The organism is Acidaminococcus fermentans (assembly GCF_009696675.1).
In the GTDB taxonomy this organism is placed as follows: Bacteria; Bacillota; Negativicutes; order Acidaminococcales; family Acidaminococcaceae; genus Acidaminococcus.
In genome coordinates this window covers 1-25,353 of record NZ_VULN01000014.1, presented here as the reverse complement: position 1 = coordinate 25,353, position 25,353 = coordinate 1, and the positions used below count along the sequence as shown (strand labels likewise).

The 25,353-nt window shown below is 55.3% G+C and carries 23 protein-coding genes, 1 other RNA gene and 1 riboswitch; of the genes, 22 read left to right on the top strand and 2 right to left on the bottom strand.

What is annotated here, in order from left to right:
* Positions 1–90 precede the first annotated feature (90 nt).
* The 13 genes from miaB to FX155_RS09350 all read left to right on the top strand — a co-directional run bounded on the left by miaB (position 91) and on the right by FX155_RS09350 (position 17,028).
* Positions 91–1,419, top strand: a complete 1,329-nt coding sequence (gene miaB, locus FX155_RS09410) for a tRNA (N6-isopentenyl adenosine(37)-C2)-methylthiotransferase MiaB (protein ID WP_022488322.1) — start codon at positions 91–93, stop codon at positions 1,417–1,419.
* Positions 1,416–4,025 carry a DNA mismatch repair protein MutS gene (gene mutS, locus FX155_RS09405; protein ID WP_154488515.1) on the top strand — a complete coding sequence of 870 codons (2,610 nt, stop codon included), beginning with the start codon at positions 1,416–1,418 and terminating at the stop codon, positions 4,023–4,025. Before miaB ends, mutS begins: the two co-directional genes overlap by 4 nt.
* Entirely contained in the window at positions 4,025–6,013 is a 1,989-nt protein-coding gene (mutL, locus tag FX155_RS09400; protein WP_022488320.1) for a DNA mismatch repair endonuclease MutL, read from the top strand. The genes mutS and mutL overlap by 1 nt, the downstream gene beginning before the upstream one ends.
* A gap of 18 nt (positions 6,014–6,031) precedes the next feature.
* On the top strand, positions 6,032–6,835 hold the full coding sequence (locus FX155_RS09395; protein ID WP_154488514.1) for a class I SAM-dependent methyltransferase: 804 nt from the start codon (positions 6,032–6,034) through the stop codon (positions 6,833–6,835).
* Positions 6,825–7,772 carry a tRNA (adenosine(37)-N6)-dimethylallyltransferase MiaA gene (gene miaA / locus FX155_RS09390; RefSeq protein WP_154488513.1) on the top strand — a complete coding sequence of 316 codons (948 nt, stop codon included), beginning with the start codon at positions 6,825–6,827 and terminating at the stop codon, positions 7,770–7,772. The genes FX155_RS09395 and miaA overlap by 11 nt, the downstream gene beginning before the upstream one ends.
* 92 nt (positions 7,773–7,864) lie before the next feature.
* On the top strand, positions 7,865–8,134 hold the full coding sequence (gene hfq, locus FX155_RS09385) for an RNA chaperone Hfq (RefSeq protein ID WP_022488317.1): 270 nt from the start codon (positions 7,865–7,867) through the stop codon (positions 8,132–8,134).
* Positions 8,109–9,014 (top strand): site-specific tyrosine recombinase XerD, encoded by a 906-nt coding sequence (gene xerD / locus FX155_RS09380; protein WP_022488316.1) that lies wholly within the window; start codon positions 8,109–8,111, stop codon positions 9,012–9,014. Before hfq ends, xerD begins: the two co-directional genes overlap by 26 nt.
* A 14-nt stretch (positions 9,015–9,028) precedes the next feature.
* Positions 9,029–9,889: a zinc metalloprotease HtpX gene (htpX, locus tag FX155_RS09375; protein ID WP_154488512.1), complete on the top strand. Its 861-nt coding sequence runs from the start codon at positions 9,029–9,031 to the stop codon at positions 9,887–9,889.
* A 292-nt stretch (positions 9,890–10,181) separates the two neighbouring features.
* On the top strand, positions 10,182–11,429 hold the full coding sequence (locus FX155_RS09370) for a sodium/glutamate symporter (RefSeq protein WP_154488511.1): 1,248 nt from the start codon (positions 10,182–10,184) through the stop codon (positions 11,427–11,429).
* Positions 11,430–11,740: 311 nt separating this feature from the next.
* The gene (locus tag FX155_RS09365) at positions 11,741–12,982 is read left to right on the top strand and encodes a sodium/glutamate symporter (RefSeq protein WP_154488510.1); all 1,242 of its coding nucleotides are present in this window, start codon (positions 11,741–11,743) and stop codon (positions 12,980–12,982) included.
* Positions 12,983–13,179: 197 nt separating this feature from the next.
* Positions 13,180–13,890: an anaerobic ribonucleoside-triphosphate reductase activating protein gene (locus FX155_RS09360; protein WP_154488509.1), complete on the top strand. Its 711-nt coding sequence runs from the start codon at positions 13,180–13,182 to the stop codon at positions 13,888–13,890.
* A gap of 117 nt (positions 13,891–14,007) precedes the next feature.
* Positions 14,008–16,416, top strand: coding sequence for a ribonucleoside triphosphate reductase (locus FX155_RS09355; protein ID WP_154488508.1), 2,409 nt, complete (start codon positions 14,008–14,010; stop codon positions 16,414–16,416).
* A 357-nt stretch (positions 16,417–16,773) separates the two neighbouring features.
* Positions 16,774–17,028, top strand: coding sequence for a hypothetical protein (locus FX155_RS09350; protein ID WP_022488312.1), 255 nt, complete (start codon positions 16,774–16,776; stop codon positions 17,026–17,028).
* Between the two features lie 368 nt (positions 17,029–17,396).
* Here the strand turns inward: FX155_RS09350 and ssrA are convergent.
* Positions 17,397–17,745: a transfer-messenger RNA gene (gene ssrA, locus FX155_RS09345) on the bottom strand.
* A 26-nt stretch (positions 17,746–17,771) separates the two neighbouring features.
* Positions 17,772–18,053 carry a hypothetical protein gene (locus FX155_RS09340; protein ID WP_022488310.1) on the bottom strand — a complete coding sequence of 94 codons (282 nt, stop codon included), beginning with the start codon at positions 18,051–18,053 and terminating at the stop codon, positions 17,772–17,774.
* Positions 18,054–18,230: 177 nt separating this feature from the next.
* Between FX155_RS09340 and FX155_RS09335 the strand changes: the two genes are divergently transcribed.
* From FX155_RS09335 to dapA, 9 genes are all read left to right on the top strand, one after another.
* Entirely contained in the window at positions 18,231–18,605 is a 375-nt protein-coding gene (locus FX155_RS09335) for a desulfoferrodoxin family protein (protein WP_022488309.1), read from the top strand.
* Between the two features lie 145 nt (positions 18,606–18,750).
* Positions 18,751–19,329 (top strand): thiamine phosphate synthase, encoded by a 579-nt coding sequence (locus FX155_RS09330; RefSeq protein ID WP_022488308.1) that lies wholly within the window; start codon positions 18,751–18,753, stop codon positions 19,327–19,329.
* 59 nt (positions 19,330–19,388) lie between these two features.
* Positions 19,389–19,880, top strand: coding sequence for a hypothetical protein (locus FX155_RS09325; RefSeq protein ID WP_022488307.1), 492 nt, complete (start codon positions 19,389–19,391; stop codon positions 19,878–19,880).
* A complete protein-coding gene (locus FX155_RS09320) occupies positions 19,861–20,313 on the top strand; it encodes a deoxyUTP pyrophosphatase (protein WP_022488306.1) in 453 nt (150 codons plus the stop codon). Before FX155_RS09325 ends, FX155_RS09320 begins: the two co-directional genes overlap by 20 nt.
* A 9-nt stretch (positions 20,314–20,322) precedes the next feature.
* Positions 20,323–20,766, top strand: a complete 444-nt coding sequence (locus FX155_RS09315) for a hypothetical protein (protein WP_022488305.1) — start codon at positions 20,323–20,325, stop codon at positions 20,764–20,766.
* Positions 20,767–20,838: 72 nt separating this feature from the next.
* A riboswitch (Lysine riboswitch) is annotated at positions 20,839–21,000 on the top strand.
* A 118-nt stretch (positions 21,001–21,118) separates the two neighbouring features.
* A complete protein-coding gene (dapB, locus tag FX155_RS09310) occupies positions 21,119–21,892 on the top strand; it encodes a 4-hydroxy-tetrahydrodipicolinate reductase (RefSeq protein ID WP_022488304.1) in 774 nt (257 codons plus the stop codon).
* Between the two features lie 21 nt (positions 21,893–21,913).
* Positions 21,914–22,945 (top strand): aspartate-semialdehyde dehydrogenase, encoded by a 1,032-nt coding sequence (locus FX155_RS09305; protein ID WP_022488303.1) that lies wholly within the window; start codon positions 21,914–21,916, stop codon positions 22,943–22,945.
* Between the two features lie 42 nt (positions 22,946–22,987).
* Positions 22,988–24,199 (top strand): aspartate kinase, encoded by a 1,212-nt coding sequence (gene dapG / locus FX155_RS09300; RefSeq protein ID WP_022488302.1) that lies wholly within the window; start codon positions 22,988–22,990, stop codon positions 24,197–24,199.
* Between the two features lie 12 nt (positions 24,200–24,211).
* Entirely contained in the window at positions 24,212–25,117 is a 906-nt protein-coding gene (gene dapA, locus FX155_RS09295) for a 4-hydroxy-tetrahydrodipicolinate synthase (protein ID WP_022488301.1), read from the top strand.
* Positions 25,118–25,353 lie beyond the last annotated feature (236 nt).

The window sequence follows — 25,353 nt, the reverse complement described above, 5'->3', positions numbered from 1 at the left end:
TTCCTTTTTTTTTCATTTCATCATATAATAAACTATTGAGACTTTTTACTACCGATTAGTTACTCTATATAGAAGGGAAACAGAAAACCAATGACCAAAAGTTACACCATTCTGAATTACGGCTGTCAGATGAACGAGAGTGATTCGGAACATTATGCCGGGCAGCTGTCCGACCTGGGGTACCATTATACGGAAGACTATCACGATGCGGATGTGATCCTCATCAACACCTGCTGCGTCCGGGAAAGCGCGGAAAAGAAGATCCTGGGAAAAATCGGGGAGATGAAGCAGATCAAACGGGAAGATCCTTCCAAGGTCCTGTGCGTTACCGGCTGCATGGCCCAAAAAGACGGGGAGGACTTTTTGAAAAAGTATCCCCAGGTGGACCTGCTTATCGGCACTGCCCATGTAAACAACTTCAGCGCCATTTTGCAGGATTATCTCCAGCAGAACGACCGGAAGGCGGGGATGTACAACGATCTGACGGTAATGCCCAGGGAATTCGAGGGGCATTTCGTCCGGAAAAGCAGCTATGCCGCCTGGGTACCCATCATGTACGGCTGCAACAATTTCTGCACCTACTGCATCGTCCCCTATGTCCGGGGCCGGGAACGGAGCCGGAGCGCCGATGCCATCTGTGAAGAAATCAAGCATGCCGTGGACCAGGGCTACCGGGAATTCACCCTTCTGGGCCAGAACGTGAACTCCTACGGCAAGGACCGGGGAGAAAAGGATGCCTTTGCCGCTCTCCTCCGCCAGGTGGACGCCATCCCCGGGGTGGAACGGGTTCGGTACATGACCAGCCATCCCCGTGACATGAGCGAGGAACTGATCCGCACTGTGGCGGAAAGCAAACATGTGTGCAAGCATTTCCACATCCCTGTCCAAAGCGGGAGCACCCGGATCATGCAGGCCATGAACCGGGGCTACACCCGGGAATCCTACCTGCAACTGGTGGACACCATCCGGAAATATGTGCCGGAGGCAGTGCTTACCACTGACATCATCGTAGGCTTCCCCGGGGAAACGGAAGAAGATTTTGCAGAGACCCTGAGCCTGTTCGATACCGTCAGCTACGACGCCGCCTATACCTTCATCTATTCCAGACGGTCCGGGACCCCGGCTGCCACCATGGCAGATCAGGTGCCGGACAAGGTGAAGAAGGAACGGCTGAACCGGCTTATGGAACTTCAGAACCGGCACAGCCTGAAACACAATCAGAAACTGGTGGGACGCACCCTGCCTGTGATGGTGGAAGGGCTCAGCCACAACAACAGCAAAATGTGGAGCGGCCGCACCGATGGGAACAAACTGGTGCTGTGGCCGGTGGGAGAGCGGTTCTTCAACCCGGGAGATGTGGTCCCGGTGACCATCGAAACCGCCCAGACCTGGCTCCTTAAAGGTCGTGCTGCCTTATGACCGCCCTGACTCCCATGCTTCAGCAGTATCTGGAAATCAAGGAACAGCACAAGGATGAGCTGCTGTTCTTCCGTCTGGGAGATTTCTACGAACTGTTCAATGAAGATGCCCTTACCGCCTCCCGGGAACTGAACCTGACCCTGACCAAGAGGGCCGGGGGAAAAGCCGGGGCTTCCAGTTCCATGCCCATGTGCGGGGTGCCCTTCCATTCGGTGGACGGGTACCTGGCCAAGCTGATCCGGAAGGGGTACAAAATCGCCATCTGCGACCAGATGGAAGACCCCAAAAAGGCCGTGGGCATCGTAAAGCGGCAGGTGACCAAGATCCTTACTCCGGGCACGGTGCTCAGCGATGCGGTGCTGGAAGAAAGCCACAACCAGTACCTGGCCTGTCTGGAACAGAATCAGGACACCCTGTGCCTTTCCTACGCCGACGTATCCACCGGGGAATGTGCCTGGTACACCGCCCGGGGCAAAGACCGGGAAGAAGCAGTGCTGGACCAGCTGTACCGGATCCAGCCGGCGGAACTGGTGCTTACCGAACCCAACGAAGCTTTCGGTACCCTCCTGGACAAAATGGTCCAGAAGCTGCCGGACTGCATGATCAACCACTGGGACCCCATCCCGGAACTGGATTACTTCACCCGCCATTTCGGCAGTGACAGCCCGGGGGCAAAAATCCCTCTGGTCCGGGGCACTGTGGAGCACATGCTCCAGTACATCCACGAAAATGTGAAAAGTGACCTGGCCCAGATCAACCGGCTCCGGGAAATCACCACCGATGCGGTGATGAACCTGGACGCCACCGCCATCCGGAACCTGGAACTGGTGAAGAACATGAAGGACGGCACCCGCCACGGCACCCTGCTGGATGTACTGGACTACACCCGCACCGCCATGGGGGCCCGGCAGCTCCGCCAGTGGGTGGAAGCACCCCTTCTGGACACCGCCCGGATCCGGCTCCGGCAGCAGGCCATCGGTACCCTGGTGGACAATGCCCGGCTCCGGACGGACCTGGGGGATGCCCTGGGGGAAATCACCGACCTGGAACGGATCCTGTCCCGGATCGAAGTGGGTTCCGCCAACGCCCGTGACCTGGCTTCCCTGCGGACCGCTCTCCGGGCCCTGCCCCAGGTGAAAAATCTGCTGGACCAGGTGCCCCAGGGTCTGCTCCATACCCTGGACAGCCGGATCAGCCTCCATGAGGACCTGCTGGATGAACTGGAACGGGGCATTGTGGACGACCCGCCCTTTACCGTCCGGGAAGGGGGCATGATCCGGAAAGGCTTCAACGCCGAACTGGACGAAGTCCATGATATTGCGGAAAACAACAACCAGTGGATGCTGAACTTCGAACAGAAAATCAAGGATCAGACCGGCATCAAGAATCTGAAGGTGGGGTACAACAAGGTCTTCGGCTACTACATCGAAGTGTCCAAAGGCCAGGTGTCCCAGGTGCCGGATACCTTTATCCGGAAGCAGACCCTGGTGAACGGGGAACGGTACATTGTGCCGGAACTGAAGGAATTCGAAAACAAAATCCTCAGCGCCAAGGAAAAGATCCAGCAGCTGGAATACTACCTGTTCAACGAGATCCGCCAGGATATCCGGGGCCATCTGGTGGAAGTCCAGGAAACCGCCCGGGCCCTGGGGGTGCTGGATGTGCTCTATTCCCTTGCCATGGCTGCCTTCAAGGGGAACTATGTGTGCCCCCGGCTCAATGACCGGCAGGAAATCACCATCAAAGACGGCCGGCACCCGGTGGTGGAAAAGCTCCTGGAACGGGAACTGTTCGTGCCCAACGATGTGCATCTGAACAACACCGATGAACGGCTGATCATCCTTACCGGCCCCAACATGGCCGGGAAATCCACCTACATGCGCCAGGTGGCCCTTTTGACCCTCATGACTCAGATGGGCAGCTTCATCCCGGCCCGGGAAGCGGACGTGTGCCCGGTGGACCGGATCTTTACCCGGGTGGGGGCCAGCGACGACCTGGCCACCGGCCAGAGCACATTCATGGTGGAAATGAACGAAGTGGCCAACATCCTGAAATACGCCACCAGCCGCAGCCTGATCATCCTGGATGAAGTGGGCCGGGGCACCAGCACCTACGACGGCATGAGCATTGCCCGGGCGGTGGTGGAGTACATCAACGACAGAATCAAGGCCAAGACCCTTTTTGCCACCCATTATCACGAACTGATCGAACTGGAACAGCTGGATCCGGGGATCAAAAACTATTCCGTGGCCGTAAAGGAAAAAGGGAAGGAAGTGGTGTTCCTCCGGCGGATCGTCCCCGGGGGCACCGATAAAAGTTACGGGATCCATGTGGCCCGGCTGGCAGGGCTGCCGGAAAAAGTGGTGAAACGGGCGGATGAACTGCTGGAAGAATACACCGCCCAGGGAACGGCCGTGAAACCGGCGGCACCGGCTCCGGCCAAAACCCCTGCACCCAAAGAAGAGAATCTCCAGCCCAGTCTCTTCGGAGACGTGATCGGAGACACCCTCCGGAACTTGGATGTGATGACCATGACGCCCCTGGAAGCCCTGAACACCCTGTACAAGCTCCAGGAAGAAGCCAAACGGGAAGGAGGCCGCAGCTGATGAGTGTCAAAGTGCAGCTGCTGGACCAGAACACCTCCAACCAGATCGCAGCCGGGGAAGTGGTGGAAAAACCCGCTTCCGTGGTGAAGGAACTGGTGGAGAATTCTCTGGATGCCGGCGCCGATACCATAGAAGTGAGCATTTTCGCCGGGGGGACGGAATTCATCCGGGTCCGGGACAACGGGTCCGGCATGGACGAAGCCAACGCCCGGATGGCCATCCTGCGCCATGCCACCAGCAAGATCGTGAAAGCGGACGACCTGCTGACCCTCCATACCCTGGGATTCCGGGGAGAGGCCCTGCCCAGCATCGCCTCTGTATCCCACTTCACCCTGCTCACCCGGGAGACCGGGGCGGAATTCGCCACCCGGATCACCCTTGACGGAGGAGAGGACCTGGACGTGGAAACCATGGGGGGCGACGTGGGCACCACCATTACGGTAAAGGACCTGTTCTACAATGTGCCTGCCCGGCGGAAGTTTCTCCGGACGGTGAATACCGAAGGCCGCTACATCAGCGACATCCTGTCCAAGATCGCCCTGTCCCGGCCCGATGTGCACATTGTCCTTACCCGGGACGACAAGGAAGTCATCAACACGCCGGGCAGCGGGGACCTGGTGGATACCATTGAATCCCTGTACGGGAAAGAAGTGACCAAGGAACTCTTGACGGTGGATTATGCCCAGGACGGGATCACCCTGAAAGGGTTCATCAGCCGTCCCACTTTGCTGAAGGGCACCCGCCAGTGGCAGACCCTGTTCGTGAACGGCCGGTGCATCAACAACCGTATGGTGAGCAAGGCCATCGACCATGCCTACCAGTCCCAGATTCCCAAGGCCGGGTTCCCCTTTGCGGTGCTGAACATCGGCATCGATACCCACCTCATCGACATCAACGTCCATCCCCAGAAAAGCGAGATCAAATTCGGGGATGAAAGTGCCGTGTACCGGGCGGTGTACCATGGCCTGTGCCAGGCTCTTACCCAGCCCATGGCCGGGAAGAGGGAAGGGGACGGGTCCGTGGCCCTGGCCCAGCCCGGGTTCCGGAAAATGGAACCGCCGCTGGCGGGAGTTCCGGCCGGGAGAGCCCCTGAACCGGAACAGAAGCCCCTGTTCCAGGGGGGCGACAAAGGGTACCAGCCCCGGACCAGCGCCTTCGGACGGAGCTATGCCTCCAGTCCTTCCGGCAGCTACGGACAGCCGGTGTGGAAGGTCCCAGATGCCATTTCCGAAGACACCACGGCGAAATTCTTTGCAGCCCAGCGCCGGGACGACCTGGGAGCCTCCGGGGAAACGGCCGGTGCCGGGAATCCGGCTCCTGAAGGGGAGGCCCTGCCGGCATCCCGACCGGGAGAAGAGGCTTCTCCCAGCGATGAGACCCTTACGGAAGAAGCCCGGGACGGCGCTTTGGCCAGCGGTGTGGACCTGATCTGGCCTCTGGGCCAGGTGGACCGGGTGTTCATCATCGCCCAGTCGGAAACTGCCCTGTATCTTATCGACCAGCATGCCGCCCACGAGCGGATCATGTACGACAAATTCATCCGCCAGCAGCAGGAAATCCCCTCCCAGCAGCTGCTGCTCCCTCTCTTCCTCAATGTGACCCGGCCCGATGTGGACCTGATCGAGGAATATCGGGATGAATTTTTGAAGCTGGGGGTGGATGTGGAACCGGCGGGAGAAACCTCCCTCCGGGTGTCCGCCCTGCCGGCGGATGTGGAAAGCAGCCAGGCGGAAGGGTTCATTGAAGACATCCTGAAGCTGCTGTCGGAAAACAAAAAAATCAAGGCCAGCGACCTGCGGGAAAGCGTGCTCCATTACGCCGCCTGCCACAGCGCCATCCGGGCCGGGGAAGTGCTGAACATCCGGCAGATGCGTCAGCTGATCCTGGAGCTTCTCAACACGGAGCATCCCTTTACCTGTCCCCATGGCCGGCCCTGCATGATCCAGCTGACCAGCGACGAACTGTACCATATGTTCAAACGAACCTGAGGAAGGAGCGATCCATTCATGTCCATCTATGCGGTGACGGCCATCCGGAAATGCGGCACCGAACTGTACAACGAAGCCCAAAGCTGGGCCCGCACCCTGGATCTGCCCTATATTCCCCGGCCCATCCACGGTACCCTGGACCAGCTGCTTCGGGACAGGGGGCTGAAGGCGGTGCTGGTGGCCACCCATCAGGGACCCCAGGTGTATACGGAAGAAGGGATCCTGAAATACCATCCCTCCATGGGGGTGCCCCGGATCCGGAACCTGAAGCGGGGCGGGTCGGACCATCTGGCCCAGGCCTGCGGCTTCCGGCCCGGCATGCGGGTACTGGACTGCACCCTGGGCCTGGCGGCAGATGCAGTGGTGGCCTCCTTCCTGGTGGGCCCTGCCGGGAAAGTGGTGGGGCTGGAAGCCTCCCCGGTGCTGTACTGGGCTGTGGCCCAGGGACTGCAGCACTACGAGATCGAGGACCCGGACATTACCGCCAGCCTCCGGCGGATTGAACCCCGGCTGGGGAAGGCGGAGGACCTTTTGCCTGCTTTTCCTGCCGATTCCTTTGATGTGGTCTATTTCGACCCCATGTTCCGGAAACCGGTGGGGAATTCTGCCAGCATGCAGCCTCTCCGGCCCGCCTCCTACCACAAGCCCCTGGATGCCGGGATGATCCGGGACGCCCTGCGGCTGGCCCCCCGGGTGGTGGTGAAGGAGCGGGATGAAGACCTGCTCCGGAGCCTGGGAGCCCGGGAGATCCAGGGAGGCAAATACAGCAAGCTCCGGTACGGAATCATCCTCCGGGAGGAAGGGGACCAGGATGGAAAATAAACCCAGAGTCATTGCCATCATCGGCCCCACTGCCACCGGCAAAAGCCACTGCGGCATCGCCCTGGCCCAAAAACTGGGGGGAGAGATCATTTCCGGAGATTCCATGCTGGTGTTCAAACACATGGACATTGCCACCGCCAAACCTACGGCGGAAGAACTGGCCCTGGTGCCCCACCATCTGGTGGACATCCTGGAGCCGGACGGCAAATTTTCCGTGGTGGATTTTCAGCAGCAGGCGGACCGGCTGATCCGGGACTGCAATGCCCGGGGGAAAGTGCCCATCCTGGTGGGAGGCACCGGTCTGTACATTAAGGCCCTGCTGGAAGCCTACGATTTTTCCCGGGTGGACGAGTCTTCTGCCCTGCGCCGGCAGCTGGAGGAATTCGCCGACCGGGAAGGGAATGAGGCCCTTCATGACAAGCTGAAAGTATTAGACCCGGTAAAGGCCAATGAATTGAAGATTAACGACAGAAGGCGTATAATAAGGGCAATCGAAACGATCCGGGGCGGGGACCGGGTGTCCACGGCCAAGGCCACTGAAAGTCCCTACCAGGCGGTCGTATTCGGGTTGACAATGCCTCGCGATTCTTTGTATGAGCGGATCAACCGGCGGGTTGATCTTATGGTGGAACAGGGCCTTTTTGAAGAAACCAGGAAGCTGGTGGCCATGGGGGTGCCGGAAACGGCCCAGTCCATGAAGAGCATCGGGTACCGGCAGGTGCTTCAGTATTTCCATGGTGAATGGACAAAAGAAGAAGTCATCGCCAAACTGAAACAGGCCACCCGGAACTTTGCCAAGCGCCAGATCACCTGGTACAAGAAAATGCCCTACATCCAGTGGTTCCAGCTGGACGATCCTCCCGATTACGGGAAATGTGTCGCAGCCATGCTGGCAGCCCTGGCAGAACAGAAGTTTATTCCGCAACAGGAACCCTGAGGCGTTAAGCGGCCCTTCGGCCACTGAAGCTCAAGGCGGATGCTGCCCAGGCAGACTCCGTGCCAAATCCCAACAAGAGAGAAGGAATACCTATGACAACAGGTAACAATAAACCATTGAATTTACAGGACAGCTTTCTGAACAAAGTACGCAGCGAAAAAAAGACCATTGTGGTGTATCTCCTTAATGGCTTCCAGGTCCGTGGCAGGGTCTGGGGCTTCGACAACTTCACTGTCATCATGGAAAGTGAAGGGAAGCAGCAGCTGATCTACAAACATGCCATCTCCACCATCGCTCCCTTGGAAAACGAGGCAATTCTAGTGCTGAAAAAAGGGAATGATCAGGGTGTCACTAAGGAATAAACTGGAAAAAGAAATCAATCTGTTTTTGGAATATCTGACAGTGGAACTGGGGCTGGCCTACAACACCCGGGAATCCTATGGCCGGGATCTCCGTCTGTTTGCAGGCTGGATCAAAAAGCCCCTGGAAGAAGTCCAGCGGGAAGATATCCTGGGGTACATGCGGATGCTGAAGCAGCACCAGTACGCCCCCACCTCTGCTTCCCGGAAGCTGGCGGCCCTCAAGGCCTTTTTCCGCTTTATGACCGCTGAAGGGTTCCTGGAAGAGGATCCTTCGGAAGTGGTGGAAGCAGGGAGCCGGGGAGTGGTGCTTCCCAAGGTCATGAGCCTGGAGGAAGTGAAGCAGCTGTTTTCCGCTCCCGACCTGACCCAGCCGGAAGGGTTCCGGGACCGGACCATGCTGGAAGTGATGTACGCTACGGGCATGCGGGTTTCCGAACTGCTGAACCTGAAACGGGCCAGTGTGAACCTGGAGACCCGGTATGTGATCGCCTACGGGAAAGGATCCAAGGAGCGGCTGATCCCTCTGGGACAGTACGCCATCCAGTTCCTGAAAAAGTACCTGGCGGAAGTGCGGCCTCTTTTTGTGAAGAACGGGAAGGACGATGACAGCCTGTTCCTGACCATCCGGGGCACTGGCATGACCCGTCAGCGGTTCTGGCAGATCATCCGGGCCTACGGAGTGAAGGCGGGGATCCAGAAGCCTCTTACACCCCACATCCTCCGGCATTCTTTCGCCACCCACATGCTGGACAACGGGGCAGACCTCCGGACGGTCCAGGAGCTTCTGGGCCATGCGGACATTTCCACCACCCAGATCTATACCCATCTTACCAACAACCGGTTGAAAAAAGTCTTCGACAAAACCCATCCCAGAGCGTAACGAGGTGAAAAAACATGATGAAAACCACACTCTTAATGGGCCTGATGACCGGTCTCCTGCTGCTGATCGGCGACTATATCGGCGGCAGCAGCGGCATGACCGTGATGCTGGCCTTTTCTTTGATTTCCAATGTGCTGCTGTACTGGTACAGTGACAAACTGGTCATTGCCCAGTACGGGGCCCAGCCGGTGGACGCTCAGAGCGCTCCCCAGCTGTACGGCATTGTGGAAAGCCTGGCCCGTCGGGCCCAGCTGCCCATGCCCCGGGTGTATGTGGTGGATACCATGCTGCCCAATGCCTTTGCTACCGGACGGAATCCGGAACATGCGGCGGTGTGCGTTACTACAGGGCTCATGGAAATGCTTACCCCCCGGGAAGTGGCCGGGGTCCTGGGACACGAAATGAGCCATGTGAAGCACAATGACATTTTGATCAGCACCATTGCCGCCGGCATGGCCGGGATCATTTCCGTCATGGCCCGGTTTGCCTTCTGGTTCGGGGGAGACCGGGATGACCGGCGGAACAACCCCATTGCCGGGGTGCTGATGCTGGTGCTGACCCCTCTGGCGGCGGCCATTATCCAGCTGGCCATTTCCCGTACCCGGGAATACATGGCTGACTTTACCGGGGGACAGCTCAGCGGGGACCCGGATGCCCTGGCGGACGCTCTGGAAAAGATCGAAGGGTACGCCCGTACCCGGACCATGCCCAGGGCCACGGAAGCCACTGCCCACATGTTCATCATTTCCCCGTTTTCCGCCAAAGATGCCCAGGCCATTTTCAGCACCCATCCGCCTACAGAAAAGCGGATTGAGCGGCTGCGGGAAGAAGCCAATGAAATGAGGAACCGGGGATTGATCGATCCGGTGGTCTAAAATTGGGGCTGCTGCCGAAGCAGCAGCCCCAATTTTTTTTGTCATCATACTTGCAGGCCAATCACTTTTATTTATAGGAAAATACTGTATACTGTATATCCAGTGCACACACGATTTCGTTAAACGACGAATAAGGTCAAAATTATAGTTGGTAATATTCTGATTATTCTCTTGTTATTTAATCGGAAGTATGCTACAATGATAGCCGTAACGAGGGGTTGTCCTTCTGGAGGGGACAGCATTGTTGCGAAAGGTTTCATAATTTTTTATTATTTCAGAGGGGGTCTTTTGTATGTCGCCTGCAATTATGAAGTACTTCGGTACTTTGACAACCAAAGCAGGGAGCGTCGCAACGTTCAAGTTCGAGTATCTGACTACCTTGGGCATTGCGGCCATCGTGATTTTCCTGGGCCGGTTCCTGGTGGCCCACAGCAAGGTACTGAGAAAATATGCCATCCCGGCACCTGTTGTTTCCGGTATTATCATTTCCATTATTATTGCCATCATCAAAGGATCCGGTATCATTGCTTTTAAATTTGATACCAAAATCATGAAAGACCTGTGCCAGAACCTGTTCTTCCTGTGTGTGGGCTACGGGTTCAGCACTCAGCTGATCAAGAAAGCCGGTGGCAAGCTGGTGGTCGCCATTGCTGTGGCTGCCTGCCTGCTGATCACGCTCCAGGATATCCTTGGGGTTGTGGTGGGCAATCTGGTTGGCCTGCATCCGCTGCTGGCTCTCCAGTGCTCTTCCGCTTCCATGTCCGGCGGTGTTGGTACCGCTTCCGCTTTCGGGCCGATCTTTGAAGCCAGAGGCGCAGCTGATGCCACGACCGTAGGGGTGGCAGCCGGGACCATGGGCAACATCATGGGCTCCCTGATCGGCGGCCCTGTAGCTGCCTTCCTGATCCACCGGCATCACCTGAAAGCTGACCCCAACGATCAGCCTCAGGCAGAAACCAAGGAAACCATCAACAAACTGGACAACCAGAGAATGGTAGTTGCTTTTGCTTACTCCCTGCTGTTCGCTGCCATCGGTATGCCCATCTACTGCCTGCTGGACAACATCCCCATGATTTCCATGCCGAAATTCATTGGGTGCCTGTTTGCCGGCGCCATCTGCCGGAACATCCTGGAAGCCATGGGCAAAGACACCTATGTGCCTGAATTCAACGCCATCCAGGATATGTTCCTGGAACTGTACCTGGCTCTGGTGCTGATGACCATCGACATCACCGCCCTGGCTCCTGTAGCCGGCCAGATGGGTGTGGTTCTCCTGGCACAGGCCATCTTCATGGCTCTGTTCGGCATCCTGGTTTCCTACAACGTGTTCGGCCGGGATTACGGTGCTGCTGTTATGACCGCAGGGAACTGCGGCTGGGGCTGCGGCTCCGGCCCCAACGCTGTGGCCAACGAAAAAGCCGTTATGGAAGAATACGGCTGGCACACCGTTGCCTGGGTTCTGTATCCGTCCTGGTCCGTTATCTGCGACGATATCTACAACCCGATTTTCCTGTCCATTTTCTCCAACTTCGTTCTCTGATCGAAGCAGGAAATCCAGCGAAACAAAAAGTGGTCCCACTCCAGGGGACCGCTTTTTTGTATATGAAAAGACCGCTGACAGAAAAGGGGATGCTGCACGGAAGGTGCAACACCCCTTTTTTATATGTATACAGAATACACACAAACGACTATTGGAAATAATAAAAATACAGTTACAGTTAACAATATTCGGAAAATATCCTTGAGATTTCACAGTTTCTTTGCTAAAATTGAACATGTAAACCGGCTGTCCCTTCTGGAGCGGGACAGCCAATCTGGAATCATACTTTATATCTTTAAGGGGGGTTCATTATGGAGAGGATGATTATCAAATTATCCATGTTCCACACACTGGCATTGGGAGTACTTTCTATCTGGTTCGGCGACTGGCTGAGAGCCAAATTCCCGTTCCTGAAAAAGTACTGTCTGCCTGGTGCAGTTGTCGGCGGTACGATTTTTGCCATTATCAGTTTGTGCCTTTACAACGCCGGGATCTGCGAGCTGCAGTTTGATTACAAAGTGGCCAACAGCCTGTTCTACTGCATCTTCTTTGCTGCCAGCGGTGCTGCCGCCAGCCTGAGCCTGCTGAAGACCGGGGGCAAATATGTGGTGCTGTTCTGCATTTCCGCTGCCGTCCTGGCAGCCATCCAGAATGCCATCGCTCTGGGCCTGGGCACGGTGCTGAAGGTTCCGCCTCTGCTGTCCATGATGACCGGTTCCATTCCCATGACCGGGGGCCACGGCAACGCTGCCGCCTTTGCACCCATTGCCGTACAGTTCGGTCAGAGCAATGCTCTGGAAGCGGCCATTGCAGCTGCTACCTTCGGTCTGATTTCCGGGGCCATCATCGGCGGGCCTTTTGGCCGGTTCATTGTCCGGAGACATCACCTGGAAGATCCTGCCCTGGATGGAAAAGGTGAAATGGAAGAAGAATCCGGAAAATCCACCATGGGCAATCTGATGCACAAAGGGGATATTGTCCAGGCCATGTACCTGATGTGCTTCGCACTGGGGGTCGGCGGTGCGTTCTTCACCGTACTGAAAGCCCTGCACATTTCCTTCCCCATCCACGTATGCTGCATGTTTGCCGGCATCCTGATCCGTCTGTTCTTTGACGCCAAGAAAGGGGAAGATCATACCGCCCTGTATGAAGGCATCGACACCGTTGGGGATTTCTCCCTGGGGCTGTTCGTATCTATGTCCATCATTTCCATGAAACTGTGGACCCTGGCCGGCATGGGGCTCCAGCTGTTCATCCTGTGCATGGTACAGGCCGTGTTCATCATCTTCTATGCTTACTTCGTGGACTTCTTTGGAATGGGCAAGAACTACGACGCCGCTGTGATTGCCGTTGGCCACACCGGGTTCGGCCTGGGGGCTGTGCCCGTTTCCATGGTGACCATGACCGCCGTCTGCAAGAAGTACCGGTACTCCAAACTGGCCTTCTTCGTGGTACCGGTGATCGGCGGGTTCCTGAGCAACATCACCAACGCCATTATCATCAGTAAGTTCCTGGACATTGCACATACCATGCAGATGGCCATGGGGCTGTAAGCAAAAGATTGGCAACAGAATATCCATTCCATCCAAAAGAGGATCCTGCTCCAGGGGTCCTCTTTTCCCGTATTTGAGAAAATTTCCCCAGCCGCATCCTGCCTTGCTTCCCATGAACACACGTTTTTGTCAAGTCTTTATTATTTTTTCTTCCGTGATATAATGATACCGATTTGCCAAAGAGGGGAGGGAGAACCATGCACATTGCCGGCTGGCAGAAAGTTTCTCTGGTGGATTATCCGGGGAAAGTGGCCTGCACTTTGTTTACCGGGGGATGCAATCTCCGGTGCCCCTACTGCCACAACAGCGAGCTTCTGGAAGGCCCGCTGCCTGCCCAGGATATCCAGGAAGTCCTGGCTTATCTGGACGCCCGGAAAGGCATCCTGGACGGTGTGGTGGTCAGCGGAGGAGAGCCCTGTCTCCAGCCTGATCTGGCAGCCTTCCTGGCACGGCTGAAGGAAAAAGATCTTTTGGTGAAGCTGGATACCAACGGGTGTTATCCGGACCTTCTGGGAGAGATCCTGAACCGGCACCTGGTGGATTACGTGGCCATGGACTGGAAAAACGCTCCGGAAGACTACGCCCTTACTGTGGGCCGGGAGGTATCCCCTCTGGAACAGGTGACCGGGAGCCTGGATAAGCTCCTTTCCGGATCCGTCCCCTTCGAGCTTCGTACAACCGTTGTGGAACAGCTCCACACCGAACGTTCGTTTGAAAAAATCCGGGATTACCTGGAGCCGCTCCTTGCCAAAAAAGGGAAAAAGATCCCGGCTTTTTATCTCCAGGCTTTCAAGGACCGGGACACCGTCCCCTTTGCCGGCTTCACTGCTCCGGATAAAAAATCCCTGGAACGGTATGCAGCCTTGCTGGAGCCCCTGGCGGACAAGGTTGGACTGCGGGGCGTATGACACAACATCTAGTATACAACGTTGTATATTACCACCATATATTGACAAGCGTTCCAATACGGGCTACAATGAAAGAGCATTTTGGAAGAGCAATCAAGAGAAAGAGGGAATGGAGCCATGTATTCAGTGGTAAAACGCGATGGCCAGATCGTTGATTTTGACGTGACCAAGATCAGCAGTGCCATTACCAAAGCATTCGAAGCACTTCACAAAAACTACCATCCCAGCATCATCAACATGCTGGCTCTGCAAGTCACTGCCGACTTCGATCCCAAGATTAAGGACAATCTGATCAGCGTGGAAAGCATCCAGGACAGTGTGGAAAAGGTACTGTCCGATTCCGGCTATGCCGATGTGGCAAAGGCCTATATCCTGTACCGGAAACAGCGGGAGCAGATCCGGAACGTGAATTCCTCCCTGCTGAACTACAAGGAACTGGTGGACAACTACCTCCATGTCAACGACTGGCGGGTAAAGGAAAATTCCACGGTCACCTATTCCGTAGGGGGCCTGATCCTGTCCAACAGCGGAGCCATTACCGCTAACTACTGGCTGAATGAAATCTACGACAAGGAAGTGGCTGACGCCCACAAAAGCGCTGCCATGCATATCCACGATCTGAGCATGCTCACCGGCTACTGCGCCGGCTGGAGCCTGAAACAGCTGATCCAGGAAGGACTGGGTGGCATCCCCGGGAAGATCACTTCTTCTCCCGCGAGCCACCTGTCCACCCTGTGCAACCAGATGGTGAACTTCCTGGGCATCATGCAGAACGAATGGGCCGGAGCCCAGGCTTTCTCTTCTTTTGATACCTATCTGGCGCCTTTTGTGAAAAAGGACAACCTGAGCTATAAGGAAGTGAAGCAGTGCGTCCAGTCCTTCATCTACGGGGTGAACACTCCCAGCCGGTGGGGTACCCAGGCACCGTTTTCCAACATCACCCTGGACTGGACCGTCCCCGACGACCTGAAAGACGTGCCTGCCATTGTGGGGGGTAAGGAACAGGACTTCACCTATGGGGACTGCAAGAAGGAAATGGATATGGTGAACAAGGCCTTCATCGAAAACATGATCGAAGGGGACGCCAACGGGAGAGGCTTCCAGTATCCCATTCCCACCTATTCCATTACCAAGGATTTCGACTGGAGCGATACGGAAAACAACCGGCTGCTCTTTGAAATGACCGCCAAATATGGCACTCCTTACTTCTCCAACTACATCAATTCCGACATGAAACCCAGCGATGTCCGGAGCATGTGCTGCCGGCTGCGGCTGGATCTCCGGGAGCTGCGGAAGAAATCCGGGGGCTTCTTCGGGTCCGGGGAATCCACCGGGTCCGTAGGGGTGGTCACCATCAACATGCCCCGGATTGCCTACCTGGCCAAGGACAAAGATGATTTTTACCGCCGACTGGACCATATGATGGACATTGCCGCCCGGAGCCTGAAGACCAAACGGACCGTAATCACTAAGCTGCTGGATGCCGGGCTCTATCCCTACACCAAACGGTACCTGGGCACCTTCAAGAACCACTTCAGTACCATCGGGCTCATTGGCATGAACGAAGTGGGGCTCAACGCCAACTGGCTCCAGAAGGACCTGACCCATCCGGAAACCCTGGAATTCACCAAGGAAGTGCTGACCCATATGCGGGAACGGCTGAAGGATTACCAGGAACAGTACGGAGACCTGTACAACCTGGAAGCCACTCCGGCGGAATCCACCACCTACCGGCTGGCCAAGCACGACAAGGAACAGTATCCGGACATCATCACCGCCAACGAACACGGAACCCCGTATTACACCAACTCCTCCCATCTGCCGGTGGGGTATACGGAAGACCTGTTCACCGCCCTGGATATGGAAGATGATCTCCAGACCCTGTACACCTCCGGTACCGTATTCCATGCCTTCCTGGGCGAAAAACTGCCGGATTGGAACTCTGCCGCCGGTCTGGTGCGGAAGATTGCCAACAACTACAAGCTGCCCTATTTTACCTTGTCTCCCACCTACAGCATCTGCCGGGAACACGGGTATCTGAACGGGGAACAGTACACCTGCCCCTACTGCGGCAAGAAGACCGAAGTCTACAGCCGGATCACCGGATATTATCGGCCGGTGCAGAACTGGAACGACGGGAAGATCCAGGAATTCAAGGACCGGAAAGTCTATGACCTGGGCCAATCCCATCTGAACAAAGAAGAAGCCAAAGGCCAGCGGCCCCAGTTCCGCAAACCGGTGGTGAAACCGGCTCCCACTGAAGCCAAACAGGTGGTCAGCGCCGGCAGGGACAAAGGCTGGATCCTGTTCGGGACCCACACCTGCCCCAACTGCAAAATGGCTGTGAAAGAACTGGAAAAACACGGAGCCGCCTTTACAGAGATCTTCGCCGAAGAACATCCGGAACTGGCGGAAAAATACCAGGTGCAGAGCGCACCCACCCTGCTGGTAACCCAGGGAGACACCCTGAACAAAATCGAAGGGTTCGGACCCATCCGGGCCTTCATCAAGAAGCAGGGGATGTAAAAGAAAAAGGGATGTTGCACGGGCAACATCCCTTTTTTGTCTCGAGACTCGAGACCGAACCGCTGCGACCGGCCCTGCGGAGCCTAACCGATTGGCCGGTAGAAATCCGTAGGGGGATGACCAAGGGCTGCGAAGCAATCCCGCCCGGTCATCCCGTATGCACGGACGAATGATGGAGCGGCGGCAGAGAAAAAACCGCCCAGAGAGCCCTCCAGAACGCCATACAGGAGAAAAGCCGGTATGTGGCCAAACGCATCATGCCAGGTTGAGAAAAACGGCAATGCCTGGCTAATGTAAAAACGATAAAAAGTATTGACTTTAAAGTAAAAGGATGGCCTGTTGAGAGGAGAAAATAAGATGAAAGTTAGGTATATTGGCCCCAATCAAGGGGTAGATGCGTTTACAAGTAATAAAATTTATGCAGTTGTTGGGGTCAAGGTTCCTTGGATAAAAATCATAGATGATTCGGGAGAAGACTATGTTTATTTGATTAACGAACCTCGTTTGCTGGATAGTGAGGTATCTGGTAAGTTTGAAATTGTTGAAGATGATGAAAATGGTACGTTAAAAAAAGCTTTTGACGAAGCAAAAAAATGGGCAAATCCAAACTGATTTTTATCGAAGAAAATCCCCCTGCTCCGGCAGCGGGCTTTTCTTCTGCCTGAATTTCATAGTGTTATACAAGGGCACCGGGAAACCGGCTGCCCTATTTTTATGCACAAAAAGGAGAGATGCAAGATGAAGAATGTGAAAACTATGGCCCTGGCTCTGGCAGCCGGTGTGGAACGCGGCTTTCCAGACTTTGAAAAAGTGCGCAAATTTTGCTCTGCTGATTTTTGAAAAGTTGGCAAAAAGTTGGCAAAACAGGCATGAAAAAAGGAACGGTGTGAAACGTCCAAACTGGTTTAAAAACCCCAAAACCCGCATGTTTACAAGGTTTTTAACAGTATGTGACGCTAACCCGTTCCCGTAATAAGCATTGGTGGAGATGAGGGGAGTCGAACCCCTGTCCGAAAGCATTGCCATGCGAACTTCTCCGAGCGCAGACTGCATATTTTGTTTCGCAGCCGGCTTGCCTGCAGACGGGCCAGTCGACCTGCTATCTCGATGGGTTTCCCTGTCATCCTCCGAGAATTGGATGGCAGGTATCCTGCAAGTGTCGTCTATTCTTCTTCAGCAGGAATGAAGAGGAAAGACGTTAGCAATTTAAGCTGCTAAAGCGTAAGAATCGTCTGCGTTTATAACGCGTTTCCACCGTTTAATGGGGTTGGCGGAATCCCAGCTCGCTTATCGCACACCATCTACCCCCGTCGAAACCGGTACATCCCCAGGTATAGTGTGTACATTGTATTTTATCATGCCCATGTGGCTCCGTCAAGGGAGGCCAGGATTTCCCGGGCCCGGTCCACATCTTTTTCTTCCACATCGATGTAGTACATATCCCGGTCGATTTTTCCTTTAGGGCCAAAATCCCGGATATCCAGCTTGGCACCGCAGCCGCAGGCGGGGGCTTCGCTGGGAAGGGAGGTGGAGGAAAAGGAAATGCCGGCGTTTTTCAGGGCTTCTTTGGCAGTTTGCCAGTGGGCTTTGCAGCCTTTTTCCTTATAAACAGTGATCTTTTTGGTGAAAAATCCCATAAGGGGCCTCCTTTCAAATAGCAGATAATATTTTAAGCAAAGAATTATTATTTATTTACTATTATATCACATTATCCCCTTTCTTTCCTCCTGTTTTTATGGTATCATGGACTTGTCAGAAAAGATTGTCGACGAAGGCTGACAACCATACCATTTGCTTGTGAGGAGGAATTTTTTATGGAACAGAAATTCTACAAATGCGCTCATTGTGGGAAGATCATCGCTGTTGTGAAAGAAACCGGCGTGCCGGTAATGTGCTGCGGCCAGAAGATGGATGAACTGGTGCCCAATACCACGGACGCCGCTCAGGAAAAACATGTGCCGGTAGTGGAAGTTTCCGGCAATATCGTAACGGTGACCGTTGGTTCCGTGCTCCATCCCATGCAGCCGGAACATTACATTGAATGGATCTCCCTGCACACCAAACAGGGGAACCAGAGAAAAGAACTGAAGCCGGGGGATGCTCCCAAGGCCGTGTTCGCCCTGGTGGATGGGGATGAAGTGGAATCCGCTTACGCTTACTGCAACCTCCATGGGCTGTGGAAAAAGTGAATTTGGTTGTTAACGGTTAATAGTCAATGGCCGTTGGATGCCAGCACAGCTGGCTTTGAATGGATAAAAAGGACCTGCCGAACATCCGGCAGGCCCTTTTTTATGCTATAATCAACATAAAATCCCTGTCAAGGAGGCCTTTCCCATGTCGTTTCCCCTTTTCTGCATCACCAACCGGCATTTGTACTCCATGCCCTTTCTGGACCAGCTGGACCGGATCCTGACCCTTCGTCCGGCGGGAGTGATTTTGCGGGAAAAGGACCTTTCTTTGGAGGAATATGTTTCCCTGGGCCGGCAGGTGCTGGAAAAATGCCGCCGGGCGGGGGTTCCCTGCTGGTTCCATACTTTTGTGGAAGCGGCGCTGGAACTGGAGCCGGAGGGAATCCAGCTGCCCATGCCGGTGCTCCGGGCCTTGCCTCACAGGTGGCGGCAGAAATTCCCAGGGCAAGTGGGGGCCTCCTGCCACAGTCTGGAAGAGGTGCTGGAGGCAGCCTGGCTGGGGGCGGACTGCTGCACCTTCAGCCATATTTATCCCACCCGGTGCAAGCCGGGTCTGGCGCCCCGGGGCCTTGAACAGCTCCGGCAGGTGTGCGCCCAAAGCCCCATCCCCGTCTACGCCCTGGGAGGCATCACCCCGGAAAAGGTCCCGGAACTGAAAGAAGCCGGAGCCGCCGGGGCGGTGATGATGGGGTGGTGGGGAACTGTTGCCAGTCCAACCCCTTGACTTGCAACCTGGTATCCTATAATATGAAGGAATAAAACCAACTGTGAAGGAGTGGGCCTATGAAAAAACAACTGCTGGCCCTGGCGTTTTCCTGCTTTGTCCTTTGGGGCAGCGGGGATGCCCTGGCGGCCAAACCCACTGATTGGAGCCTTCTGGGAGAAAATACTTCCGGAGCCTACTATACGGACCTTGCCTCGTTCCGCCAGGAATCCAGGACCCCGTCCCTGACCCAGGCCACAGCCCGGGCAGTGCTGAAGAATCCCTCGTTCATCCGGCTGCTGGATCACCTGTATGCCAAGGATCTGAAAGAGGATGATTCGGCCAAAGAATGCATTATGGATGTGGAAATCAACCAAGCTGACCACACCTACCGGATCAACCAGATCCAGGTGCTGACCCGGAAAGGGAAGAGCCTGGAAAAGAAAAAGATCAAAGAAGAATTTCTCCCCATTCCTCAGCGGACCTTTGTGGCCGCCCTGGAAAAAGAGATCCAGGCCTGGAATCTGGAGAACAAAAAGGAGCCTGTGAAACATGAAAATCCGCGGATTTGAAAAAATCTCTTCCTATAAAGAGGTGGATTTCCCCCTGCCCAGCCGGCAGACCGCCCGGAGTGCCGGGTACGACATTTATCTGCCGGAAACCGTGACCATTCCGGCCCACAGCCAGAAAATGGTCCCCACCGGAGTAAAGGCCTACATGCAGGACAACGAATACCTGGGCATCCACATCCGGTCCAGCATGGCGGTGAAACGCCACCTGCGCCTGGTGAACAACGAAGGCATTGTGGATGCGGATTACTACAACAATCCAGACAACGAAGGCCATTTGCTGCTGGCCCTGGCCAATGACAGCAGCCAGGACGTGACCCTGGAAAAAGGGGAACGGGTGGCCCAGGGGATTTTCTATACGTATCTGCTGGCCGATGATGACGCCAGGGCTCCCAAACAGGAGCGGAGCGGCGGCTTCGGCAGCACCACGAAATGAGGGATGACCATGACGGACAATAAATGGAAGAAAATGATCGGCCTGGTGGACACCATGGGAGACTGGGGCGGCTACCAGCTGTATGAATGGTTCAAACTGTTCCCGGAACAGCGGGAAACGGCCCTCCGGGAATATATTTATTTGAAGGCTCACCTGATCCGGGGCTGCCTGACGGCCCTGAAAAAGGACCTTTCCAAAGAAGAATGGAATGAATTCTACCTGGCCCTGGGCAAACAGATGGAAGCCACTCCGGATTACAGCTACGGAGCCACCTATGATGGGCTGGTGGAAGCTCTCCGGGGCTACGAAGGCCAGAACCTGGCCCAGCAGAAAGCCATCTTTGCCAAACGGAGCACCATTGACAGCACGGTATATTCCCAGCAGTTTGTAAAAGATTTAACAAATTTCTTCAGCCGGACCCAGGCGGAACTGCGGAAAGGGCTCCGGGACTGAAAAAAGTTGTCTTCGGTAGTGAATAAAGGTTGACAAGTTGAAGATAAACTCCTATACTGTTACCATAACTAAACAAAAGATAGAGGCGCGGAAAACATCAGTAATTCTCTGAGGGACACCGTTGAGGGGAATGAAAGGGGAACCGCCGAAGCAAAGCTGCGGGTGCGCGCTTATGCTGGGATGCAGGTGAACAATCTGCAGACTGTCGCCTTTGGGTGGAGAGCTATCAATGGGAACGGAACCAAGTCCCCTGCCACGGCAGGAGCGGCTTCTTTTCTTGCAGGTCATTGGGCTCGCCTCGATGACCTGCTTTTTTGTCTCCCAAAGGATCAACAAAGGAGAGATGCACAGAATGATCAAAGTGATGGTAAACGGTGCCCTGGGCAGAATGGGGCATACAGTGGTACAAACGGTCCTGCAGCAGAAGGATATGGAACTGGTGGGCGCCGTGGACGTGTTCGGCAAGGACAAAACCGTGGAAGGCTGCCCGGTGGATACGGACCTGGTACAGGCCCTGGAAGCCCATAAGCCCGATGTGGTGGTGGACTTCACCCGGCCGGATGTGGTCATGGGGAACCTGCGGATCATCCTGAACGCCGGGGTCAACGCCGTAGTAGGCACCACCGGCTTCACCCAGGAAAACCTGGGTGAACTGAAGGGCCTGGCGGAAAAGAACAACGTGGGCATCCTGGTTTGTCCCAACTTTGCCATGGGGGCGGTGCTGATGATGAAAATCGCCGCAGAAGTGGCCAAATACTTCCCCCAGGTGGAGATCATCGAAATGCATCATGACAAAAAGCTGGACGCTCCCAGCGGCACGGCCATCCTTACCGCCCAGAAACTGGCGGAAGTCCGGGGCGGCTTTGTCCAGCAGGGGAATCCCGATGAAGTGGAGAAACTGCCCCATGCCAGAGGCAGCGAATATGAAGGGATGCGGATCCACAGCGTACGGCTGCCCGGGTTCGTGGCCAGCCAGGAAATCATCTTCGGCAGCATGGGCGAAACCCTTACGGTGCGCAACGACCCGGTGAGCCGGGAATGCTACATGCCCGGTGTGATGCTGGGCTGCCGGACCATGGTAAACCGCAAGGGCCTGGTGTACGGACTGGATCAGATTCTGGATTAAGGATAAGAGGAGACGAAAATCATGAAAGAATACAACTTGGCAATTCTGGGTGCTACGGGCGCCGTTGGACAGGAATTCATCAATCTGCTGAACGAACGGGACTTCCCCTTCAAAAACCTGAAACTGCTGGCTTCTGCCCGCAGCGCCGGCAAGGAACTCACCGTCCGGGGCAAGACATATAAAGTGGAAGAAGCCAAAGCCGACTCCTTTAATGGGGTGGATGTGGCCCTGTTCGCCGGCGGCAGCATCTCCAAGACCTTTGCTCCCATTGCCGTAAAGGCCGGTGCCGTGGTGATCGACAACTCCAGCACCTACCGGATGGATCCGGATGTGCCTCTGATCGTCCCTGAAGTGAACCCTCAGGACATTACCAAACATCACGGGATCATTGCCAACCCCAACTGTTCCACCATCATCATGGTCATGGCCCTGAAACCCATCTACGATCTGGCCCGGATCAAACGGATCATCGTCTCCACTTACCAGGCTGCTTCCGGCGCCGGCAAAGACGGGCTGGACGAACTGGAAAACCAGATCAAACAGGCTGCCCGGGGCGAAGAAATGACCGCCAAGATCTTCCCCAGCGCCAGCGCCAAGAAACATTTCCCGCTGGCTCTGAACCTGGTGCCCCAGATCGATATCTTCCTGGACAACCTGTACACCAAGGAAGAAATGAAGATGGTCAACGAAACCAAGAAAATCTTCTCCGATCCGGAAATGCGCATTACTGCCACCACCGTCCGTGTTCCCGTATACCGGAGCCACAGCGAATCCGTCAACGTGGAACTGGAACATGACGTGGAACTGGAAGACATCCGCAAGGCTCTGGCCGGCTTCCCCGGCGTGGTGCTCCAGGACGATCCTTCCCAGCAGATCTATCCCATGCCTCTGTACACCTCCGGCAAGAACGATGTGTATGTGGGCCGTCTGAGACGGGATGAATCCGCGGCCAACAGCTTCAACTTCTGGTGCGTAGGGGACCAGATCCGCAAAGGGGCTGCCCTGAACACCCTGCAGATTGCGGAAACCATGGTGAAGAACGGCTGGCTGTAAGAGAAAACCAAACGAGATATTCGAGGGGAGCCTGAGTTTAAAATGAAAATCATTGTACAAAAATTCGGTGGAACGTCCGTTGCTACGCCTGCCACCCGTGAAAAAGTGGTGGGCAAAGTCCAGGAAGCCATTGCCCAGGGATATTCTCCCATTGTGGTGGTGTCCGCCATGGGACGCCGGGGAGATCCCTTTGCTACGGATACCATGATCGATATGCTGAAAAGTGTGAACCCCAACCCGGCTCCTCATGAACTGGATCTTCTGATGGCCTGCGGAGAAATCATCTCCTCCACGGTAATGGCCGCCACCCTCCAGGAAAAAGGCCTGAAGGCTAAAGCCCTTACCGGGGGCCAGGCCGGCATGATCACCGATGATGAATACGGCAATGCCAAAATCCGCACGGTGGAACCGGACAACCTGCTGGAACTGGTGGAACAGGGGATCATCCCTGTAATCTGCGGGTTCCAGGGGGTAACCGCCGATCACAAGAACGTGACCACCCTGGGCCGTGGGGGCAGCGATACCTCTGCCGCCGCCTTCGGGGTAGCCGTCCATGCGGACAAGGTGGAAATCTACACCGACGTGGACGGGGTCATGACCGCCGATCCCCGGATTGTAAAGGATGCCCACATCATCAAACAGATCTCTTATGATGAAATCCGTGAAATGGCCCACCAGGGCGCCAAGGTCATCCATCCCCGGGCGGTGGAAATCGTTATGCGTTACGGGGTCCCCATGGTGGTAAAGAGCACCTTCTCCGAAGCCCCTGGTACCCTGATCAGCAAGGAAGACCAGCCCAAGGAAATGGAAGAAACCGATTCCCTGGAAGAAAAACATGCCTGCGGGGTGGCCAGCAAGAACAACATCGCCTTCTTCTCCGTGAACCTGGAAACCAATGACGGGGCTGAACTGTTCGACACCCTGGCCAAAAACGGAGTGAGCATCGGTACCATGAGCCTCCAGCCCCATTCCCTGATGTTCGCCGTGTACAGTGCTGCTGCCGCTGATGCGGAAAAAGTGCTGAAAGCGGAAAACTGCAAGTACACCAAAGTGGAAGACTGCGCCAAAGTGACCGTGGTGGGCTCCCATATGGGCGGTGTGCCTGGCATCATGGCCCGGTTCATCAACGCTCTGGCCAAAGCCGGCATCGAGATCCTTCAAACTACAGATTCTGACAACCTGATTTCCGCCATTGTACGGGAATCCCAGGTAAAAGAAGCAGTCAATGCCCTGCACGCTGCTTTCCAACAATAAAAGGTGGTTAGCATGAACAAGAAACCTTATTTCGGAAGACTGATTACAGCAATGGTGACCTTCTTCAACGAAGACGGCTCCCTGAACGCGGACGGGACGGCGGAATTCGCCTCCTGGCTGCTGGACCACGGCTCTGATTCCATCCTGGTCAGCGGCACCAGCGGGGAAGCCCCCACCATGACCTATGCAGAAAAAGAAGAACTGTTTACCAAAGTCATCGCCAAGGTAAGAGCCAAAGGCAAAGGCCAGGTGATCGTAGGCACCGGCTCCAACAACACGGCGGATGTACTGGAAATGAACAAACTGGCAGAAAAAGTGGGCGCCGATGGAGTCCTGGTGGTGGGGCCCTATTACAACAAGCCCTCCCAGGAAGGTTTCTACCGTCATTTCAAGACCATTGCAGACAATACCAGCCTGCCCATTGTGATCTACAACGTGCCCGGACGGACCGGCAGCAATATTTTGCCTGCCACCGTTGCCCGTCTGGCCCATGAATGCAAAAACATTGTGGCCATTAAAGAAGCTGCCGGCAATGTAAGCCAGGTGGAAGACCTGTACCGTCTGGTGCCGGAAGATTTCTCCATTTACAGCGGGGACGATGCCCTGATCCTGCCTTTTATGAGCGTAGGCGCCGTAGGGCTGATTTCCGTCCTGAGCAATGTGAACGGAGAACTGATCCAGGAGATGATGCAGAGCTTCGAACAGGGTAAAGTCCAGAAGGCCCGGGACTTGAACAAGACCATGGTCCTCCAGTCCCGGAGCATGTTCCTGGTGAGCAACCCCATCCCCATCAAAGAAGCCGTAGGACTGATGACACCCTTCAACCCGGGGCCCTACCGTCTGCCCCTGTGCCCCATGACCGACGAAGAAAGAGAAAAGGTCACCCGGGCCTGGAAAGAAAGCGGGCTGTTGAAGTAAACAAGGTCAAGGGTCAACGGCCTGAGACCAGGGGGTGTGAAAAAATGATTCTTCATTTTTTCACACCCCCCTTTTTTTGCTATAATAGGGTCTGTACACCATAGCAGGGAGTGCACTTGTCAACAAAAATTGGACACAAAACTAAAAAAATCAGGCATAAAAAACGAATCGATGTACAAGATTCATCAACTTTTCTGACATCCTTCAAGCTTGTTAGACAAACCATGCCATCGATA

What these genes read in the sequence shown, in the direction of transcription:
- xerD (WP_022488316.1), top strand. Translation starts at nt 8,109, where the DNA reads ATGATCAGGGTGTCACTAAGGAATAAACTGGAAAAAGAAATCAATCTG.
- FX155_RS09315 (WP_022488305.1), top strand. Translation starts at nt 20,323, where the DNA reads ATGACGGACAATAAATGGAAGAAAATGATCGGCCTGGTGGACACCATG.
- hfq (WP_022488317.1), top strand. Translation starts at nt 7,865, where the DNA reads ATGACAACAGGTAACAATAAACCATTGAATTTACAGGACAGCTTTCTG.
- FX155_RS09325 (WP_022488307.1), top strand. Translation starts at nt 19,389, where the DNA reads ATGAAAAAACAACTGCTGGCCCTGGCGTTTTCCTGCTTTGTCCTTTGG.
- FX155_RS09395 (WP_154488514.1), top strand. Translation starts at nt 6,032, where the DNA reads ATGTCCATCTATGCGGTGACGGCCATCCGGAAATGCGGCACCGAACTG.
- FX155_RS09370 (WP_154488511.1), top strand. Translation starts at nt 10,182, where the DNA reads ATGTCGCCTGCAATTATGAAGTACTTCGGTACTTTGACAACCAAAGCA.
- FX155_RS09320 (WP_022488306.1), top strand. Translation starts at nt 19,861, where the DNA reads ATGAAAATCCGCGGATTTGAAAAAATCTCTTCCTATAAAGAGGTGGAT.
- FX155_RS09330 (WP_022488308.1), top strand. Translation starts at nt 18,751, where the DNA reads ATGTCGTTTCCCCTTTTCTGCATCACCAACCGGCATTTGTACTCCATG.
- FX155_RS09360 (WP_154488509.1), top strand. Translation starts at nt 13,180, where the DNA reads ATGCACATTGCCGGCTGGCAGAAAGTTTCTCTGGTGGATTATCCGGGG.
- miaB (WP_022488322.1), top strand. Translation starts at nt 91, where the DNA reads ATGACCAAAAGTTACACCATTCTGAATTACGGCTGTCAGATGAACGAG.
- htpX (WP_154488512.1), top strand. Translation starts at nt 9,029, where the DNA reads ATGATGAAAACCACACTCTTAATGGGCCTGATGACCGGTCTCCTGCTG.
- FX155_RS09335 (WP_022488309.1), top strand. Translation starts at nt 18,231, where the DNA reads ATGGAACAGAAATTCTACAAATGCGCTCATTGTGGGAAGATCATCGCT.
- mutL (WP_022488320.1), top strand. Translation starts at nt 4,025, where the DNA reads ATGAGTGTCAAAGTGCAGCTGCTGGACCAGAACACCTCCAACCAGATC.
- dapA (WP_022488301.1), top strand. Translation starts at nt 24,212, where the DNA reads ATGAACAAGAAACCTTATTTCGGAAGACTGATTACAGCAATGGTGACC.
- mutS (WP_154488515.1), top strand. Translation starts at nt 1,416, where the DNA reads ATGACCGCCCTGACTCCCATGCTTCAGCAGTATCTGGAAATCAAGGAA.
- FX155_RS09340 (WP_022488310.1), bottom strand. Translation starts at nt 18,053, where the DNA reads ATGGGATTTTTCACCAAAAAGATCACTGTTTATAAGGAAAAAGGCTGC.
- FX155_RS09355 (WP_154488508.1), top strand. Translation starts at nt 14,008, where the DNA reads ATGTATTCAGTGGTAAAACGCGATGGCCAGATCGTTGATTTTGACGTG.
- FX155_RS09365 (WP_154488510.1), top strand. Translation starts at nt 11,741, where the DNA reads ATGGAGAGGATGATTATCAAATTATCCATGTTCCACACACTGGCATTG.
- miaA (WP_154488513.1), top strand. Translation starts at nt 6,825, where the DNA reads ATGGAAAATAAACCCAGAGTCATTGCCATCATCGGCCCCACTGCCACC.
- dapB (WP_022488304.1), top strand. Translation starts at nt 21,119, where the DNA reads ATGATCAAAGTGATGGTAAACGGTGCCCTGGGCAGAATGGGGCATACA.
- dapG (WP_022488302.1), top strand. Translation starts at nt 22,988, where the DNA reads ATGAAAATCATTGTACAAAAATTCGGTGGAACGTCCGTTGCTACGCCT.
- FX155_RS09350 (WP_022488312.1), top strand. Translation starts at nt 16,774, where the DNA reads ATGAAAGTTAGGTATATTGGCCCCAATCAAGGGGTAGATGCGTTTACA.
- FX155_RS09305 (WP_022488303.1), top strand. Translation starts at nt 21,914, where the DNA reads ATGAAAGAATACAACTTGGCAATTCTGGGTGCTACGGGCGCCGTTGGA.